Annotated in this window: 16 protein-coding genes; all 16 read right to left on the bottom strand. The window is 55.9% G+C overall.

Annotated features, from left to right (window positions below; genetic code table 11):
• Positions 1–2: 2 nt before the first annotated feature.
• Complete coding sequence (locus HMPREF1224_RS42695; RefSeq protein WP_010794280.1) at positions 3–806, bottom strand: SEL1-like repeat protein; 804 nt, start codon at positions 804–806, stop codon at positions 3–5.
• Positions 778–1,482 carry a lysozyme family protein gene (locus tag HMPREF1224_RS42690; RefSeq protein WP_010794279.1) on the bottom strand — a complete coding sequence of 235 codons (705 nt, stop codon included), beginning with the start codon at positions 1,480–1,482 and terminating at the stop codon, positions 778–780. The genes HMPREF1224_RS42695 and HMPREF1224_RS42690 overlap by 29 nt, the downstream gene beginning before the upstream one ends.
• Positions 1,479–2,138: a hypothetical protein gene (locus HMPREF1224_RS45460; RefSeq protein WP_010794278.1), complete on the bottom strand. Its 660-nt coding sequence runs from the start codon at positions 2,136–2,138 to the stop codon at positions 1,479–1,481. The genes HMPREF1224_RS42690 and HMPREF1224_RS45460 overlap by 4 nt, the downstream gene beginning before the upstream one ends.
• Positions 2,119–3,402, bottom strand: a complete 1,284-nt coding sequence (locus tag HMPREF1224_RS42685) for a hypothetical protein (RefSeq protein WP_010794277.1) — start codon at positions 3,400–3,402, stop codon at positions 2,119–2,121. The genes HMPREF1224_RS45460 and HMPREF1224_RS42685 overlap by 20 nt, the downstream gene beginning before the upstream one ends.
• Positions 3,403–3,405: 3 nt before the next feature.
• A complete protein-coding gene (locus tag HMPREF1224_RS42680) occupies positions 3,406–3,783 on the bottom strand; it encodes a hypothetical protein (RefSeq protein ID WP_019438451.1) in 378 nt (125 codons plus the stop codon).
• The gene (locus HMPREF1224_RS42675) at positions 3,764–6,712 is read right to left on the bottom strand and encodes a VirB4 family type IV secretion system protein (protein ID WP_010794276.1); all 2,949 of its coding nucleotides are present in this window, start codon (positions 6,710–6,712) and stop codon (positions 3,764–3,766) included. Before HMPREF1224_RS42675 ends, HMPREF1224_RS42680 begins: the two co-directional genes overlap by 20 nt.
• Positions 6,712–7,185 (bottom strand): hypothetical protein, encoded by a 474-nt coding sequence (locus HMPREF1224_RS42670; RefSeq protein WP_010792900.1) that lies wholly within the window; start codon positions 7,183–7,185, stop codon positions 6,712–6,714. Before HMPREF1224_RS42670 ends, HMPREF1224_RS42675 begins: the two co-directional genes overlap by 1 nt.
• Positions 7,173–7,496 carry a TraV family lipoprotein gene (locus HMPREF1224_RS42665; RefSeq protein WP_010792901.1) on the bottom strand — a complete coding sequence of 108 codons (324 nt, stop codon included), beginning with the start codon at positions 7,494–7,496 and terminating at the stop codon, positions 7,173–7,175. Before HMPREF1224_RS42665 ends, HMPREF1224_RS42670 begins: the two co-directional genes overlap by 13 nt.
• Positions 7,497–7,505: 9 nt before the next feature.
• Positions 7,506–9,029 carry a TraB/TrbI/VirB10 family type IV secretion system protein gene (locus HMPREF1224_RS42660; protein ID WP_010794275.1) on the bottom strand — a complete coding sequence of 508 codons (1,524 nt, stop codon included), beginning with the start codon at positions 9,027–9,029 and terminating at the stop codon, positions 7,506–7,508.
• Entirely contained in the window at positions 9,026–9,820 is a 795-nt protein-coding gene (locus HMPREF1224_RS42655) for a hypothetical protein (protein ID WP_010794274.1), read from the bottom strand. The genes HMPREF1224_RS42660 and HMPREF1224_RS42655 overlap by 4 nt, the downstream gene beginning before the upstream one ends.
• Before the next feature lie 2 nt (positions 9,821–9,822).
• Entirely contained in the window at positions 9,823–10,449 is a 627-nt protein-coding gene (locus HMPREF1224_RS42650; RefSeq protein ID WP_010792904.1) for a hypothetical protein, read from the bottom strand.
• Between the two features lie 381 nt (positions 10,450–10,830).
• Positions 10,831–11,220, bottom strand: a complete 390-nt coding sequence (locus HMPREF1224_RS42640) for a hypothetical protein (RefSeq protein WP_010794272.1) — start codon at positions 11,218–11,220, stop codon at positions 10,831–10,833.
• 3 nt (positions 11,221–11,223) lie between these two features.
• On the bottom strand, positions 11,224–11,574 hold the full coding sequence (locus HMPREF1224_RS45070) for a hypothetical protein (RefSeq protein ID WP_010794271.1): 351 nt from the start codon (positions 11,572–11,574) through the stop codon (positions 11,224–11,226).
• A gap of 104 nt (positions 11,575–11,678) precedes the next feature.
• Entirely contained in the window at positions 11,679–12,020 is a 342-nt protein-coding gene (locus HMPREF1224_RS42635; RefSeq protein WP_010794270.1) for a hypothetical protein, read from the bottom strand.
• A 36-nt stretch (positions 12,021–12,056) separates the two neighbouring features.
• Positions 12,057–13,868: a type IV secretory system conjugative DNA transfer family protein gene (locus tag HMPREF1224_RS42630; RefSeq protein WP_010792909.1), complete on the bottom strand. Its 1,812-nt coding sequence runs from the start codon at positions 13,866–13,868 to the stop codon at positions 12,057–12,059.
• Entirely contained in the window at positions 13,843–16,053 is a 2,211-nt protein-coding gene (locus HMPREF1224_RS42625; protein ID WP_228757896.1) for a helix-hairpin-helix domain-containing protein, read from the bottom strand. The genes HMPREF1224_RS42630 and HMPREF1224_RS42625 overlap by 26 nt, the downstream gene beginning before the upstream one ends.
• Positions 16,054–16,055 lie beyond the last annotated feature (2 nt).

Genomic DNA, 16,055 nt, shown 5'->3' with positions numbered 1-16,055 from the left:
CCTCAGTTCAGGAACGATGTGAGATCGGCAACCAATGAGGCAGGGTTGTTGACCACCCTGGGTTGTCCGTTCTTGGGAATGAGGACCAGTGCCGGCGTGCTTCGCACACCGTACTGGCTGGCAATCCGCCCACCCATGTCAGGGGTGAACCCCAACATTGGAAGTTGGCCGGATTGCTGATTGAAAACTCGCTTGGGGTCCCATGTGGCCTGATCGATTACGACGAAGAACTGAGCGTCTACTCGATCACCAAAACGGGCCCGGACCTCGTCGATCGCAGAGCGAATCTTTTCGACCGCATCCGAGTTGTCGGACACGAACGACATGATCGTCACTTCTGCAGCGGCTTCACGTAGCGGGTCTATGAAACGGCCAACCTGTTGCCTCATGCGTTCTGCTTGCCGTTTAGCTCCTTCCAGATCTGCCGGTACCGGGAGGCCGCTTTTCCCGGCAATCGAGGGGAGGGTGCCTGGCGTGGCTGCAGCTAAGGATTTCTGCACCTGCAGGAGCATTGCCTCACTGCCCTTATGGCCACGCTTGGCAGCTGCCTCGAAGAAGGTCTTTGCCCTCTGCAAATGATCCGGGGTATTTGTTGCCCGCATCATCATCATCCCGAGGTGGTACATCGCCGTTACGTTGCCTGCTTTGGCTTCGGGGAAAAGAAGGTCCCAGGCCTTCTGATTTTCCCCTTTGAGCATGAGTACCAGGCCTTCGCCGACGCGCTGATCCTCTGAAGGACCTTTCTCCGCTGCGTTCAGTGAGGTACTGATCAGCAGGCTACTTAGCAGCAATAGAAATACCCGCACGGGCTCTCTCCTCGTGATAGATCGGCATGAACTCTTTCATGTAAATGTCGCGGTACTTTTTGGTCTTGGAGTGGTAGTAGCCGACCGCCTGAAGATCTGATCCGTACCGCTTTTTCAGGTCCGTGAGATGGCGGGCTGCGTAGTCAAGATTGAAAGCAGGATCGAGCCACTGCTGGACAGAGGCCTTGCCCTTGCCGTGAAAGCGGTAGTTGATTTGCGCGATTCCGAGATCGGTATTGAGTAGCCAGACTTTGCGCACGCGCAGCTGCCCATCGAGGACTTCTTTCGCGTCATCCCTTCGTTGAAGGAGAGCGGGGAAGCCCTGGGCCTGTCTGCTGCGCTGATAGCTATTGGCGAAACTCATTGCAGCTCGTTCAGATGGGAAGAACCGCCGTATTGCTTTGGAGTTTTTGTCCGGGATGATCTTTACAAGCCAGGGTGCGGAGGTGAGCGCCCACAGGGCATTGACGGCCTGGTCTTTGGTTTGGAACCAAAAGCCTTCGCCGTCTACGTTGAAAACCCACGGCTGTTTTCTGGATTCCTTCTGCACCATTGCCCGGAACACGAGTCGATCATTTCCGTATCTGGCTGCCGTAGCGTCGATGAGGTAGTCATAGTCCTGAGCCGAGACAGTGGCCGAGGTGATCATCAGGAGTGCAATCAAAATCCATCTCATCGGGACGAATCCTCGATCGTTGTGAAATGGTTCTTGCGCAACCACTGCAAAGCGCGTGAACGATCACGTGCGCAGGCATCAAGACGTCGAAAAGCTTCCGGGTGAGGGTCTGTAGAGGAGGTACCAAGGAACTTGTGAACCATCTCGTGATGGATGATGTACCGGATGACGAAAATCGGTGCTCCATTGCCGGCCGATCTTGAGAGGATCGGATGAACCAGAAGCGACTCCTCGCCGCTGACCATTTCGATGCTGCCCGGGGCGACGTAGATCGTGTCGTCGCAAACTCTGTTCACCGATTTGGCCACATCCGGCCAGGTTGGATCTTTCAGCAGGGTGAGCACTCGTACGTACAGCAGTGCTGCGTCTCTTGGGCCGTTAGGTGAAAACTGCTCCAGGAGTCTTTTGGCTTGTTGAAGATCTTTTTTGTGGTAGGCCTCAACACCCGCCTGCAAATCCTTCAGCTCCTGTGGAGAGAGATGATTGATCTCAGTCTTAGGCTCTGGGGACTCGCAGGCGCTGGGGATGCCCCAGCGCGGGCGAATGTTGATGGAATTTCCGAAGTAGCTGCGATTCACCTCGTCGGCCAGGCGCTCCAGATTGAGTTGCTCATCCGGTGAGACCTGACGGAGGACGTTAGATCGCGCTACAGCCATTTGGTGAACTCCAGAACTTGTGGGCCACTTGACCGTTTTTGTCTTGCAGGTCCAAGCGATCGCCCACGATTGAAACGCGGTACCCATCAAGGAAATCGCCTTGGCCAACCATGTCCTCTGCTCCCGCGTGCACGATGAAGGCGTGTGCAACACAGGTGCTGCAGTTCCTGGCCGCCTCTGCTACTGCTTTCACACAAATCCGCGGACGAGCCTTGCTTATCGCGACTGGCGACGACTTCGCCACTGGGGTTCTTGTCGGCGCTTTGGTGATGCGTTGCTGAACAGCCGGTTTGGTTTGCTTGGCCTTTTCAGCTTTGAGTTGGGCTTCCATCTTGCTGAGCTTCTGCTCGAGGGCTGAGATCTTTTCAGCCTGAGCGGCAATGTCAGCGTTAGCCTTTGTCAAAGCCTCATTGCTTTTCGGCGCTTCCTTTACGGGAGCACTATCCGGGTTGACGCTGGGGGTTCCAGCGAAAACGGGGGGCTGCTTTTCCGCGCCAATAGAAGAGGTAATTGCGGCCCCAGATTGGCTTGCTATTGGTGCTTGAGCACCGAAAGGATTTGCCGGCGAATCCTCATGCGGCGAGAAAGGCTCCGCGGCAGGAGCAAGAGCAGGAGCAGGAGCAGGAGCAGGGACACCCAGGTCAGGGGATGCGGTGGTGTGGGGTGCCGCCTCGCTCAATGGCTGGTCCAGCCCACCGAATGCTGGAGGAGCCGAACTGATTTCAGTTGGTTTTTGGAATGGCTCTGGTTCCGAACTGAGACTGCTCGAAGTTTGACCGGGACCATCAATAGGCAGAGACAGATCATCCTGGGCGCCAGGTTCTGCTTGGGTGTGATCGGCGGGTTCTGTGCCAAAGGCCATTCCTTCCTCGCTGGAGGTAGGGGCCTCCTGGGCTGCTTCATTCTCAGAAGGCGTTTGGCTTGTACTGGAACCCTCCATCTGACCTTTGGCGAAGAGGACAAGCCCCACGACCAGGATCGCTGCAATCAGCTTTTGCCCCATCGTGAGTTGGGAAAGCTTGTTGGTCTTCTTGGGTTTCTGATCATCATCTTCCGCAATGATCGGTTCCAAGGGCTCCAGTTCGTCGCCGTGTGCGTCGGCTTGAGGCGACTCTTTCGCGGCCGCCGAACCAAGGTCAATGGTGGGCTCTGTGCCTTGGCTGGCGCTGTCCTGTCCTGGCTTTTTACGTGCGAGGTTGCCAACCCCCGCGCTGATCTTATTGACGAGGTCCTTCAGGGATGGTTTTTCTTCGTTGTTGCTCATGGCTTAATTTCCCAATACCGGCAGATAGGTTGGTGCTTCTTCGGTCCAGCGACCTGGAGCGATCTGGACGCATTCCTTGTGGCCCGGGACCAGCATTCCGTTTTGCACCCGTGCAGGAATGTCAACACCGCACTGAATGATCGGCGGGTCCCAGGTGAACCGATCGCGTGCACGCATCTTTCCCTTCAGATCTGTGAGAACCTGGGTGACGCCTTCCTCGTACGCGCGGCGCTCGAGTTCGGTTTTGGGGGCGTAGAGGGGCTTAATAGGCTTGGCCTGCTCCTCGATGATCGTTTCGCGCGGTTCGTACTTCGACGAACAAGCTGCGAGCGAGGCGAGTGCGGCTACCGCCGCGAGGGTTTTAAGCAGCTTGATTGACATGGTATCGAGCACCATACGGGTGAGATTTTGCGAGCTCGGAGATTGCCTTCTGGCGAGCTTTTGATTCGGAGATGGAGTGCTTCTGCACAAGCTCCTGGGTCTTGCGCTCGCGCATTTGGTAGTCGTCCGGATGGGACGAGGCGATCCAAAGCGCCATGGGGCTGGCGAAGAGCCGGAAGACACCGCTGTAGTATTCGGATTTGGTTGTCCGCATCCGGTAAAAGACTTCGCTGTACAGCGGGGGCAGAGATGCAAGCGATCGCCAAAGCTCAATCTCCTCGGCAGTAAATGCGAGGAATTCCTTCGCGATGTCGTAGTCCGACTGCGAGCAGGCCAGGAAGAAGTAATGGCTTGTGTTCTCGAGGATGCCGTCCTGTGACTCGCCATTCCCACCGGACTCAGCACGGATCAGGTTGACGAAGTCCTTCACGGTCTGAGAAATCAGCAAGCAGCCGGCACCATAGCGGCGGAGTTCTCGATAGAAGCTGGAGAGCGCCGATGCGGCAGTCGGGTCAGAAAGGGTTGCCCACGCTTCGTCGACAGCCACGATCTTCTTGCGGCTACGTTCAAGCTTGAACTTGCAGTACAAGTCGATCTGCCGGAACAGGGCCAGAGTGACTACGGGTAGGGCTGGAGACTTTGCCATCCGCTGGGTTTCGAGAACGGTAAAGTCGTTCTCCCATTGGACCTGCAGGAAACCGTCAAAGAGAGCTGCAAATGGCCCGGCCCCGTAATAGAGGGTGAGCGCCTGGACGAGCGATCTGCCCGACTGTTCAGTGAACTCAGTTTTGTCGAGGTAAGGGATGAAGTCCCTGAAACGAGGTTCGTCCTTCGGCTTGGTAGCTACCCAGTCGGTATAGAACTCGTTGAGTGCCTGATACAGCAGAGGCACTGTCACTGGGGTAATGACCGATGTTTTGGACTGCTCTGCAGCGCTGGAGGTGATCATCATCACCAGCATGCGAGCAATGAAGAACATGTCTTCCAACGTCGGCATTTCGTTGTTGCCGTCGTCGTTTTTACCGATCCAGAACGGGTTGATACAGATGGGGTTGATGGTCCGCCCGGTGATCGGCTCTTTGAACGGCTCGGTCGCAAGACGAATGTAGTTGCCATCGAGAACCAGGCAGAGGCTCTCGTAGGAGTCGCCCTTGTCGATGATCCAGACTTTCGGTCGGTACTTCACCCTCAAGGCCATCAACAGGTTGTTGAAGGTGAACGACTTACCGGTACCGGTACTACCGCAAATCAGGCTATGCGCGGTGTTCGTCATCTGGCCCCACAGGTCCAGATAGATCGGCTGTCCCGCCCTGTTGTTCATCAGGATTGCAGGGTCGGAACAGCCTTGGTATTCAACAAAGAACGGACACAGATGGGACAAGCTTTCCGTGAGGTGAGGGGTGTCACGACGGAAGAGCTTCATGCTGCTCTTGCGGAAGTTCAACGGCATGCTGTTCCTAACAGCAGCGTCGCCGCGAAGGGATTCTTTGTGCCCCACACGCCAAAGCATGTTCTCCAACTGCATGGCTTGATCATCGACCTGGGACTCGACGAACCCCATCAGGTTGATGTGAAGCGACACGTCAAAAAACTGCTCGCGGTTGTTGGCGTTTTCCGCACTGATCTTGGATTTAACCTTCTCCAGGTCATTGCGCTGCTGAGCCAGCAGATCCTTGTCGCCAATTTTCATGGCTTCTTTCCCGGATTGCATGCGCCCACGAGTCCATAGGCGGCTCATCATCGCTATTGGGGAGGGCACGCTCCAGTTGATGGTGATCAGCGATTCGCTCTCGATGCCCGACATGGCCACCTGCAGCATGCCCGGGAAGCTCGAGGTTGGTTTACCCAATACCGAGACTGGGCGGATGAAGTAGGGGACGCCGGAATCGTGAATGGTCCAGCCTTTCTCCTCGGTTTCGACAGAGGCGAACATCGGGGCATTGTTGAGAGTTTCCCGGTACGCGACTTGGCTCGGGTTCTTCAAGCAATCCAGGATGGGCAAGTCAGGCCGATACTTGGGCGGGTCGACCTTGAAGCAGCGAACGGGGTTGAAAAGCTGGTACTGAAGGTTGATGAGGCCTTGGCCGTTAAGCGAGCCCGGCTGGAACCCGAACGTGGCCAGAGCCTGGCCGATCTCATGACAGAGTTGGCCAAAGCGTCTTGCGTGCTTCGTGTATTCCTTATGAGCCAGCTTGTTGGCGTCGATAAGCCCCATCGAAGCCAGAGCGTTCTTCGCTGTGTTGTCGATGAATTTGCCGAAGAGATAATCCGGACTCCAGAGCAAGACCAGGTAGAAGTCCGTTACAAAGGGATAGCGACCTTGGCTTACTTCGCGCTCAATCTGCTCGGTGACATTGGCCCGGACGTCATCCTCTCCCTCTTCCGCCCAGGGGTCACCGCCCATGAGAAGAGTCCGAACATTATTTCGAAGCTTCTCATCCTCGATCTCGGCCAGAGAGTCCTCACGCATGCGCTCAAGGACCTCGGTGGAGAGCTTTGTGAAGAAACCTTCAGGCGAGCTTGCCGCAACGATCTGTCGTTCGACGATCGAGTTCGCGATTTCGAGAGCGAACTCATCTTCTCCGCCTTCAATACCTGCACGGTAGATCCCAAGAACTTCGCGAATATCTCGATGGGTGTGACGAATGAATTGACCGGCCGATCCAGATGGATACTTGTTCAGTACATCACCAAGACCTTTACTGAGGGACCACAGGTCATCGTTGTTCAGGAGCGAGGCATCCATACCTCGTAGCTTCCAGATTTTGGCGAAGCGACCATCGATGGTGTGGAAATAGCTGCCATGCTTCTCGTACAGGAATGCATCGGAAAGCAACTGGATGGGCATGCCGCCCTGATACCCGCGGCGAGCCAGGCCAGCCAACTCAGTGTCGTAGAGATGCAGGTCGTCAATTTTTACCTTGGCCATCAACCCTGCCCCTTGAGTGTTGCTGTAACCACGCGCCCTTCCGGGTAAACGGTCACACGAGCGCCACTGACTCGGGTGAGGTATTCCGCAAGGTCGCGCAGCGAGTTGGGATGCGAGTTGAGCTTGATCACTTGGTCTTGGTTGACTTGCGGATCGAAGCGAGAGTCGTAGCCGGACGCTGCGGCCGAGAGTCGGACGATTTCACCAAGGGTGAGGTCTTGGTTCTTGAAGAGTTGTGCCCACGGGATTTCGTCTGCCTGAATCAGCTCGCGGTGATCGGTTGTGTTTTCCTTTTGGAAAATTTTCCGGTAGAGAACGACGTCAGGTTGAAGAACAGTCAGGTCTTGGCCTGATCCCAGGATCATCTTTGTGTGGTGTTCGCGAATGGCATCCTTGTACATCTGGGGAACACCCTCAGCCAAAGCCGTGGATGCCGCTGCCAGGAGACAGAAGCCGATGGTCAGTTTGCCCAATCTGCTTCCTCCACGATGATGTAATCCCAGCGGCCGCCATGCTTCACGCCGGTTTTAGCGTCGGCGTATGGCACCACCCATACCGGCGCTACAACGTCCGGGTTTCGGATCGGAAAGTACGGTTCCGATGAGCCAAGCTCTGGCCGCGCGCGCAGGCCTTGGCGCAGGAGCGAGACCGTGTCTCTGCTGGCGCTGCCATGGACCGCATCGTAGATCTGGTCCATCGAAGCACTGTTTTTGAAAGGCTCCTCACTGGCACAACCGCTGAGAAGCAATGCGGTGGACAAGGCCAAGAATGGGCGGATGTTCATGGCTGGTTCCTAGATCAGGGTGTCGTACATGCCGGGGTCAATGTCGAACGCCTCAGCTGGTTTCAAAACACGGAAGGTTTGGTCTGTTACGAAGCGCAGCTTGATGCCCGGCTCGACGATGACGGTGTCTACCGCAGCGTTTGCTTCTCGCTCGAATCGCTCCGAGATCTTCTTGAACATCCCGGCGATGCCCTCGTTGACCGCCGCCTTCGTGGCGTTCCCGGTTAACTGGCTGGTGGTTGAGCTGGTTCCGTTTTCCATCGCGCTATTCGTAGTGAACTCGGCCTGGCTCAGGGTGGAGGCATATGCCGCTGCGGCTGCTGCAGCTGACTGGAGTGCGAGGGTGCGGCCTGAGGCCTTGTCCAGGCGGCCGTAGACGTCTTGCTCGTTGTCTCGCGTATCGACGATGTACCCGGTTGCAGGGACCGTCTGGGCACCACCGGTCTCGTCCCAGTAGGAGAGTTGCTCGATGCGAATGGTCGCGCGGCCCGTATTCGAGCTGGAGTTGCGGTTGCCAGAGCAGAGGCCCATCAGGTGGATAGTGCCGAGATCTCGTTCGGCGCCGTTGGGACCCTTGAAGATGCCGCGCACCGGAAGGACTACCGGTCGAGCGGGAATTTTCCCTTCTTCGGATGCCCCAGGAGCGTTGGCGCCGATCGGGCACGCAACCCCGTGAAGCGTGGTGACTTCCACAAAAGAGAAGGCGGGTACTTCATACGTTTCGCGCGGACTCTGGGTTGGCAGGGAGGCGTTGAGAGACTGGGCTGCCGGCATCGGGTCCGGGTTCGGCTGGCGGCCGTTCAGCTTTGCCAGGGTCGCGTCGGTCTCGTTGTAGGTATTCACGCCAGCGCGCTGAATGCCATTCGACTCAGGAGCTGACATGTTGGCAAACAGCTGTTGCTCGGTCTCAGCAGTTGAGCCCGCGCCGCCTCCGCTTTTTCCGTTGAATTGCTGACCGCCCGCGTCCCCGCCATTGAGCAGGAAATAGTTCGGACCGTAACGGTTGGAGTTCGATGGGTTTGCAGAAACTGCCGGCATTGGCGGCTCGAGTGAAAAGTCCTCGAGGTTTAGCCCTTCAGAAGAGGAGGGTGGCAATGGCATGCTGGAGCCTTTGTCCAGCTTATTGATACCACCGTAAACACCGTCAACCTGATCTTTTCGTAGTTGCGCAACTTCTTCACTGAGAGCTCGAATCTCAGTGTTCGATTTCTGCTCTGCTTTGCGTTGGTCCTCAAGCATCTTCGCCTTGAGAGCCTCGCGATCCTCCTCGCCTCGCTTGATCTTGTCCTCAAGGGTTTCGATCTTCTTGGCGAACTGAGTCAGTGCAGCATCTTTATCCTGGATGGTGATCGAGTTGACTTTGTCACTGCCAACATCAACTGCCTTGGGTGCGTCAACCGAAGTCGCACCTGTGGTTTCGCTGTTGCCGCCCATGAAGTTCATGGCAACACCAAGCGCGCCAACTGCAGCGACGATATAAAGGCCGCGTTGCTTCGTTATTACGTTTTTCTTCTGTTCGTTATCGGCGCTCACTGTACTTTCTCCGATACGATGAATAGCAACCCGCGATGTGACTCTCCGTAGACCTCGGTAATGTATTCGGGGGAGGGGCCTAGTATCCGAGACGAAGGGAGCATTGAGACTTGTCTGGCAATTCCAAGAGACTCGCGTACAGCCTTGTTGCCATAGTCGATTTGATCAATAGCGACTTTTGTTGACGTGCGACCGTTGTTGATGACTTCGTAAGTAGTGCCGATGTACTTCGGACCCACAACTTGGGAGCGAAGTTTGAATTCCAGCGAGCCCTGCCGAAACACAACACGATCAGCCTCTGAAAGTCGGGAAAAATCCTGTTCGCGATATCCCGAAGGCAATTTCCCATCGTAGAGATAGTTCATCAGACCTTTAATTCTTCCGCGGGAGTCTCGCGCCATGGCGGACCTATCAGCGATCGGCTGGCCCGAAATAGTCACTTGGCTGTCTGCGCAACCAGGCCGGGTTATAAGCTTGAGAATGTACGTTTGCTTGGACGGCGCATCGACATAAACAAGGCCCGTATACAGCGGATCTGTCGCTTGAAATGCGAGCTTGTTTTTGATAGGGGACGGATAGAAGTCCATGCCCTGAGTTACCTCTACATAAATACCGTCGAGGTAGGGCTCGGGGAACAAAACCTCTGCACGCTGGGTGTCGTTCGAAATGTAAATGTCAACTGGCGAGTTATTGTAAACAACAGTGCGCGGATTTCGGTTGCACTCGTCGCTCGCAAATAACGTGGTTGACATGGCTGCGCAAAGGCCGGCAGCTATCAGTCGCTTCTTCAACCCTAGATCTCCTGGATGTCGAAGTCATCAGCCACAACTGCCCACTCGTAGAACTTCGAAGGCTTGACTGGCTTGATAAGAATTTTCACATTGTACTTAGCCTTGTTGAAAACCCTATTCAAAGTGGCCCTGTGGCGTTCAGCAGTGAAGGACACCACATAACCCTGGGGGGTAACTTCGACTTGATATGGAGAAGATTTTGTGAATACCTGGGTGATCTGCTGCTCAACCGACTGGTTTGCCACGATCTTCAAACTATCTTCCTTCAGCGCGCGGAGACGTGGCGACATCATTCTCAATGCTTCTTCGGCATTGGTTCGAGCTGACAGAGGAGTGAAGTTGTAATAGTTGTCAAGGAAGACAGCCACGAATGCAATGATGTGTCTCTGTGGAATCTGCCGCTCGCTGATAAAGATCCCCTCAGAGTTTGGGAATCCATACATGATTCGCTCGCTTTGCAATCTCCGGTTTGTTTCCTGCAGCTCTCTATTCATGCCAACCAGCACGGCAATAACGACTGCAAAAACCGCTGAGATGGCGATCAGTGTAATGATGGCTCTGCCCGCTCGAAGATCACTTGCGCCGAGCAAATTGAAATACTTCAACGGTGCGCCGTATTGCTCACTCATGTCAGGGCTCGTATCGGTTGCAGTAAGACGGTGATGGAATTAGCCCGATCTCGAGCCAGATCCGCGCAGTGAATCGACCGAACTTCCCGACTGCCTTTTGAAGGGCAGGGAACTCGCTCGTCATTACGTAGAGGTCGCCTACGAAAGTTGAGGCCATCAGGGCTAGGAAGCCCTGAGGCTTGTTTCGCGTTACACGCTTGAAGAGCCACAGACAGAAGAACGCAATGACAAAGGCCCAGATGTTTTCGCCAGTAGTTTTGCTAACGATCACCAGGGGCACGATGAAGAACAGAAGGTCCTCCTGGGTGAGGCCACCAAAGTTCACCGGTGCTGTCGCGAAGGCATAAGTCGGTGCTTCAGTTGTGACTCTTAGGCGCATAGTTATTTTGTTCCCGAGGAACCGGAACCACTGGCCATATCGAAGCCGGCCAGGTTACCTGCCTTGATGACGACGGTTTCGCCGAAGAGCGAAATGAGGACGACAAGCACGAATACCCACCATCCGCGGGCACCTGCAAAGAGAACCGACAGGAGCAGAAGCGCCAGGCCAGCCCACAGTCCATAACTGGCGATCAAGCGCCACCAGTAGAGGAAACTGTTGTTGGAGTTCTTGGCGATCTCCTTATCCGGCGCGAAATCGCCGTCGAACGCAGCCATGGCGATATCGGGCATGGTGACAATGAAGATGGTCACAGCCAGAGCGAGAATCCCCAACGCAAAGCGTTTGAGGTCCTCCGTTTTCAGTTGCGGCGCGAGGCCAGTCATTTGCATGGGTCAATCTCCGACTCGAGTTGGGGTGAAAAACAGGCCATCGGGGGTAACGGTCTGGTAACGGAGCCGCTTTTGCTCCGGTTGCAGAACTACGTTGATGGTCTCTTCCACGGGCCGGACCTGTGCGAGCATCCTTACGAGATCCAGCCCTGGAAGTGGGGCGCTGGCTTCGGCCTTCTTGAGTTCGTCCTGAGCCATGCGAAGGTTTTGAGCAGCGAGAGACAGGTGCTCAATGGCACGCTGATACCGGGGATCGCGCTGATCGATTACGTACGGGTCGGATTCAGCAATTGCTGGCTGAACGGCAATGGCCGCCAGATACCCGATCCCTAAAGCCCATGCGTGAAAGTTCATAAAGGGCCCTCCTTTCCCAAATAGTGGAAAGTGAGTGCCCCTTTTTTGAGGGTCGGTGGTGACAGGCCGGCTTTGGGCCGGCCCGAGGGGAGGGGAGCAGAGAGTTAAGAGGTTTTTTTCTCGTCGAACAGCTGGCCAACCCAGCGCCTGGTTCGATGGAATTGTGCAAGCAGCACCTTGCCCAGGAATCCAAACAACTGCACGGTCACCAACGACAGCACGATCTGCACGTAGGTGAAAATCATGCGGACGAAGGCGTTAATCAGCAGAGAGGTCAGGCCGCGAGTAGGCTGGAAAGCAAGCCCGAGGCAGATGATCACGGCAGCGATGGCCAAGTAAGCGGGCCAACCGATTCGCTGCACATGGAACTGGGTAATATCGAGAAACCAGTCCCATACAACCCCGAAGTCCCAATCCCACCGCCGCAGTTTGTCTTGCCAATTCATGGTGTCTCCTCAATGCTCGAGTTTCGCATGCTAAATTCAGCCCTGAGTCAGCTTTTCCAGCATTGCCTTGTTCTTCTCGTGGAATCGTTGCCAGGCGTTGACGCCCGAGCGCGCTCGACGTGGCCTGCGGACCAGTCGCATGTCCTTGAAGTGGACGTTCGGGAAGCTGTTCCTCACCAACGGCATGCGGACACGATAGGTTCCCGACTTCGCGACAATGATCCCGTCGCCTTGGTCGAGCGACGCAAAGTCTTCGGGTTGCAGGATGTCCTCCCGCGTCGCCTTGTATCCGGTACTTGAGCTGGCGCCTTCCGAGTCGTTTGTGTAGAGACCTGATTGCTCGGATGCGTAACTCTGCCCCGTGCTGCTGCCAGAGGACTCTTGGACGAACCTTTTGATCATCGTCCCCGCGAGCTTGACGGCGAACTCCCGCGTCTGGGCATCCCGGATGTCGCAGTACAGGTGTGTCCAGCAGTTGCCCAGCACCATCTCGACGAAGGCAGGGGAAATGTTCTGGAGGAAGCCAACGCCCTGGAAAGCAATGATGATGGGCACATTCGCCGATCGCGCCAGCTGGAACAGGGATACCTGGCTCTCGTCCATGAATGATGGGTACTCGTCGAAAATGGCCGGGCACATCATCAACGGCTTGGCTTTCGAGAGCTGGATTTCGCCGATCGCTCGAGCAAGATCAGAGATGAACAATTTGCCGAATAGCTCCACACCGTCTTTGTCGGCAAGCGACGACATGGACAACACAACAACCTTGTTCTGGAGGATCGCCTCTTTGAGGTCGACATCCGGGCTGTAGGTGTTGACGATGCTGGAGTATTCGGAGTGGGCGAACGCCGAAAGTTTGGACACAAGTCCTTGGAGCAACTGCTTGTACCCGCGCAGGTTCCACACCTGTTTTTCTTCGTCGAACCAGAAGCGAAGGTATGAGTGCAGCCACTCGACACCATCGCTGTGATAGATGGAGTCGGATACCCGTATGTTGCGGATAAAGCTCAGCAGCAGGTCGAAGTCGGACAGCACTGCAATGATGTCCTTGATGTGGAACACTGGCTCCCCGGGCTGCAGCTTCAGCGACAGCACCGCGGCAGTCAGGGAGTAGCGAGCAATGTCCGTCCAGAACTCCTCTTTGGAGTTGGCTTGGAGCTTCATTGCAGTGGAAATGGTTGCGCGGACCCCGCCCGAGAAGAACGGATTGTAGGTATGCGACATTTCCGGGAACTCGAAGTTGATGATCAGCAACTCATCGAGCCGGCCGGCCGCCTCCATCATTCCGTAAATCGAGCCTGAGAAATCAGAGTCTGACTTCGCTTCGATTAGCAGAAGTCCAGCCCCTTTTTTTATCTGTTGTTGAATGATTGCCAGAAGCAGTTCGGTCTTGCCGGTCCCGGTTGCAGCGAGCAGCGCTACATGGCGAGTCATGATGTCGTCGGACAGCATGAATGGGATCATTGATGGATAGGTGTCGATCAACTCCCGGCGGATATCGTCAGCGGTGGCGATGCCCTTCGTACTCGTGATCGCGTCAACGCGATCCTTCCACTCTGTCCAAGGAATGGCCTTGCCCAGAAAGGTAGAGCGGCGGAAGTCGCAATCCGGAATCGGGGCTTCGATGTAACCGGCGTCCCAGATATCCGTGGTAGACGCTTCTGCTTCTTTCCGATCAAGCAGCAGGGACCAGATAGCGCAGCCTGCAGCGATGGCCACCGTCAGGGGGAGCGGCACAAATGGAATTGCTGCCCCTACCAACGGAAGGCTGATTGCGATATTTCGCTGTCGCTGAATTTCCGCATGCTCGGCGGCAAGCGCCTCAAGGCGCGCTGATTTGATCGACATCTGGATTTATCCGTTTAGGGAGAAGAGACCGGGCAACAGTCGGTTCGCGCAGGGAATATCCCGTCAGCAATCCGTCGAGTGCGCCAACCACCAGCAAGGTGGTCTTCGCACTGTTCAGGAGAGTCGAGATGAGGGTGGTGTTGATGAGGTCCTGCTGGCCTTCGCCGACCACCAAGACGACAACGTCGTAGACTCGCCCCCGGATGAGCTTCGGCGTCATGACAGCGCCCTGAAACACATCGAGGCGCTCTGCCAGGCTGAGCAAGTAATGGTTACCAGCTCGGTCTACAGCGTTCAGGCGCTCTGGATTGATTTCAGCGGCGGTGAACACGGAAAAGGGTGGATGGTTTGTGCTGGCGACGGATTGCCTAACTACGAAAGGCAATCCTTTGAACAGCCCTTTTCCATGGAACTCAACCAGGTGCTCCTCGCCAGTGAACACCCGAGCGATCGCTGCAGACAGTGGGCCCACCATGTCCTCACCTCGAGGCCCCTTGGCGGCTGGGACTACAACCCTGATATCGAGCAGCGGGTCTACCTGTAGCTGCTGGGCGAACTCCCTAACCACAACAGGTAAGGTCTCGAACAGCAGCTCGGATGGCACCGACAGCCAAGATATCGCTTGGGTTGGGTCGAAGGTTTCGTCGTTCGCTTTGAGCGTCCCGCTCCAGATACGCCGCGATGCTTCGCGTTGCGGTGATTTGGGTGGCAACCAAAAGCTTGCCTGGAAAACTCGCGCCGGCCCGCCTTGGGTGAGCTCCGCGAACGGTTGGCCAATGGAGTGAGCTGGTAGGTCCTTTGCTGCCCCAAGCAGGAAAACCCTGCTCGAATCTGGTACGGCGCGCAGGACGTTCACCATTTCCTCTATCCCAAGCGAGTCCGCCCCGGCAAGAATCAACACATCCGCGTTGATCGGTCTTTTGCCATGCTGTGAAGGCACCCCTGTCTTCGGATCAATGCCTATCAAGGCCGAGTAAGTGACGACGACACTGTCGTCATCGAGCAGTCGGTTGACCTCGTCAGCCATCTCGTTTGTATAAGCGGAATAGATGGCGTCTGCGCCGAAGGCTTTCAGGAAGAGTTGAAGGCCCTTGATAACCAGCATTTGGTCTGAGAGGGTTTCGCACTGGATCAGCGCAAAACGTTCTCCCAAGAGCGAGCGGAGTCCTGCTGACAACGTCTTCGCAGTCCCGTTTTCAAGGCCCAGTGGCTTCAAGAGCTTGGTGGCCATCTTTTCGGTGGGCACCAGGTCCTCGGCGTCTTTGCAGTCCAGTGCTGCCCATTTCCGCACGAGGCCGGCCAGTTTGTTTTCTGCTTCGTGCAGGCTCAGGAGTTGTAGCTGTCCGCCGCTGGCATGGACAACCTTGGCCATGGCGAGGTCGGTTACGGCCTGAGCAATGAGGGGCTTGATCTCATCTTTGGTGAGTCGAAGCATCTTCATGACCGACTCGATGAGCGGCCTACCTTCAACGTAGCTGTGCCCGAGCCAAGCCTCCCGGCGGAGCACGCCGACCACCGCGCCTTTAACTGCAGAGACTGTGTTGTTGGTCACTCCAAACCTTTTCGCGAGGTTCAGCGCGGAAGTGAAGAGAATGTCCTCGAAATGGACGTAGAGCAGATATGGGTCTTCTTTCAGAACCTCACTGAGGTTCGCGGCATAGCCTAAGCGACGTTGCAGGGTTGCCAGCTTCGCCGGCGGAATACCCTCGACGTCGATCTGTGCGAGTGCGAGTTGCTCACTTCGTTGATCAGCCCAAACCTGGCCTAAGACCTGGGCTTCTTGCGGGGAGATTCCAGCTTCCACGAGTCTATCTGGTGATTGGTCCAGAATTGGAATCAGGCTTTCGCCGAAGTGCTGGACAGCCTTGCTCGTAACGCTGCGTGGGACGCCAGTGAGGACGCTGAGATATCCAACCAGTGACTCAACCTTCGCTGGTGGCATCGAGGTGAACTGGCTGACATCGAAATCAGCGCCGTCGATATCCGGTACGCGCTTGCCGTACAGGATGTAGTCCTCATAGAGGATTGCGTTGCCGAAATTGCCGGTACCGGTGAAGGAGGTGTTGTCTTCCCGCCGGAAGGTACAAACCGACCAAGGACCGGCGGGATCACGGAAAATAATATCGACTAGGGTACCGCGTTCGCGGGTTGGGGCTTCAGCCCCGTCAGGAATTCGATCAGTCATGC

The organism is Pseudomonas sp. P179 (assembly GCF_000478485.2).
GTDB classification, from domain to species: domain Bacteria; phylum Pseudomonadota; class Gammaproteobacteria; order Pseudomonadales; family Pseudomonadaceae; genus Pseudomonas; species Pseudomonas aeruginosa.
The sequence above is the reverse complement of the archived record's forward strand: the minus strand, read 5'-3'. Positions and strand labels throughout refer to the sequence as shown.

Coding starts and splice junctions, on each gene's coding strand:
- HMPREF1224_RS42635 (WP_010794270.1), bottom strand. CDS start 12,020: ATGAATTGGCAAGACAAACTGCGGCGGTGGGATTGGGACTTCGGGGTT.
- HMPREF1224_RS42680 (WP_019438451.1), bottom strand. CDS start 3,783: ATGTCAATCAAGCTGCTTAAAACCCTCGCGGCGGTAGCCGCACTCGCC.
- HMPREF1224_RS42640 (WP_010794272.1), bottom strand. CDS start 11,220: ATGCAAATGACTGGCCTCGCGCCGCAACTGAAAACGGAGGACCTCAAA.
- HMPREF1224_RS42625 (WP_228757896.1), bottom strand. CDS start 16,053: ATGACTGATCGAATTCCTGACGGGGCTGAAGCCCCAACCCGCGAACGC.
- HMPREF1224_RS42665 (WP_010792901.1), bottom strand. CDS start 7,496: ATGAACATCCGCCCATTCTTGGCCTTGTCCACCGCATTGCTTCTCAGC.
- HMPREF1224_RS42685 (WP_010794277.1), bottom strand. CDS start 3,402: ATGAGCAACAACGAAGAAAAACCATCCCTGAAGGACCTCGTCAATAAG.
- HMPREF1224_RS42675 (WP_010794276.1), bottom strand. CDS start 6,712: ATGGCCAAGGTAAAAATTGACGACCTGCATCTCTACGACACTGAGTTG.
- HMPREF1224_RS42630 (WP_010792909.1), bottom strand. CDS start 13,868: ATGTCGATCAAATCAGCGCGCCTTGAGGCGCTTGCCGCCGAGCATGCG.
- HMPREF1224_RS42650 (WP_010792904.1), bottom strand. CDS start 10,449: ATGAGTGAGCAATACGGCGCACCGTTGAAGTATTTCAATTTGCTCGGC.
- HMPREF1224_RS45460 (WP_010794278.1), bottom strand. CDS start 2,138: ATGGCTGTAGCGCGATCTAACGTCCTCCGTCAGGTCTCACCGGATGAG.
- HMPREF1224_RS45070 (WP_010794271.1), bottom strand. CDS start 11,574: ATGAACTTTCACGCATGGGCTTTAGGGATCGGGTATCTGGCGGCCATT.
- HMPREF1224_RS42690 (WP_010794279.1), bottom strand. CDS start 1,482: ATGAGATGGATTTTGATTGCACTCCTGATGATCACCTCGGCCACTGTC.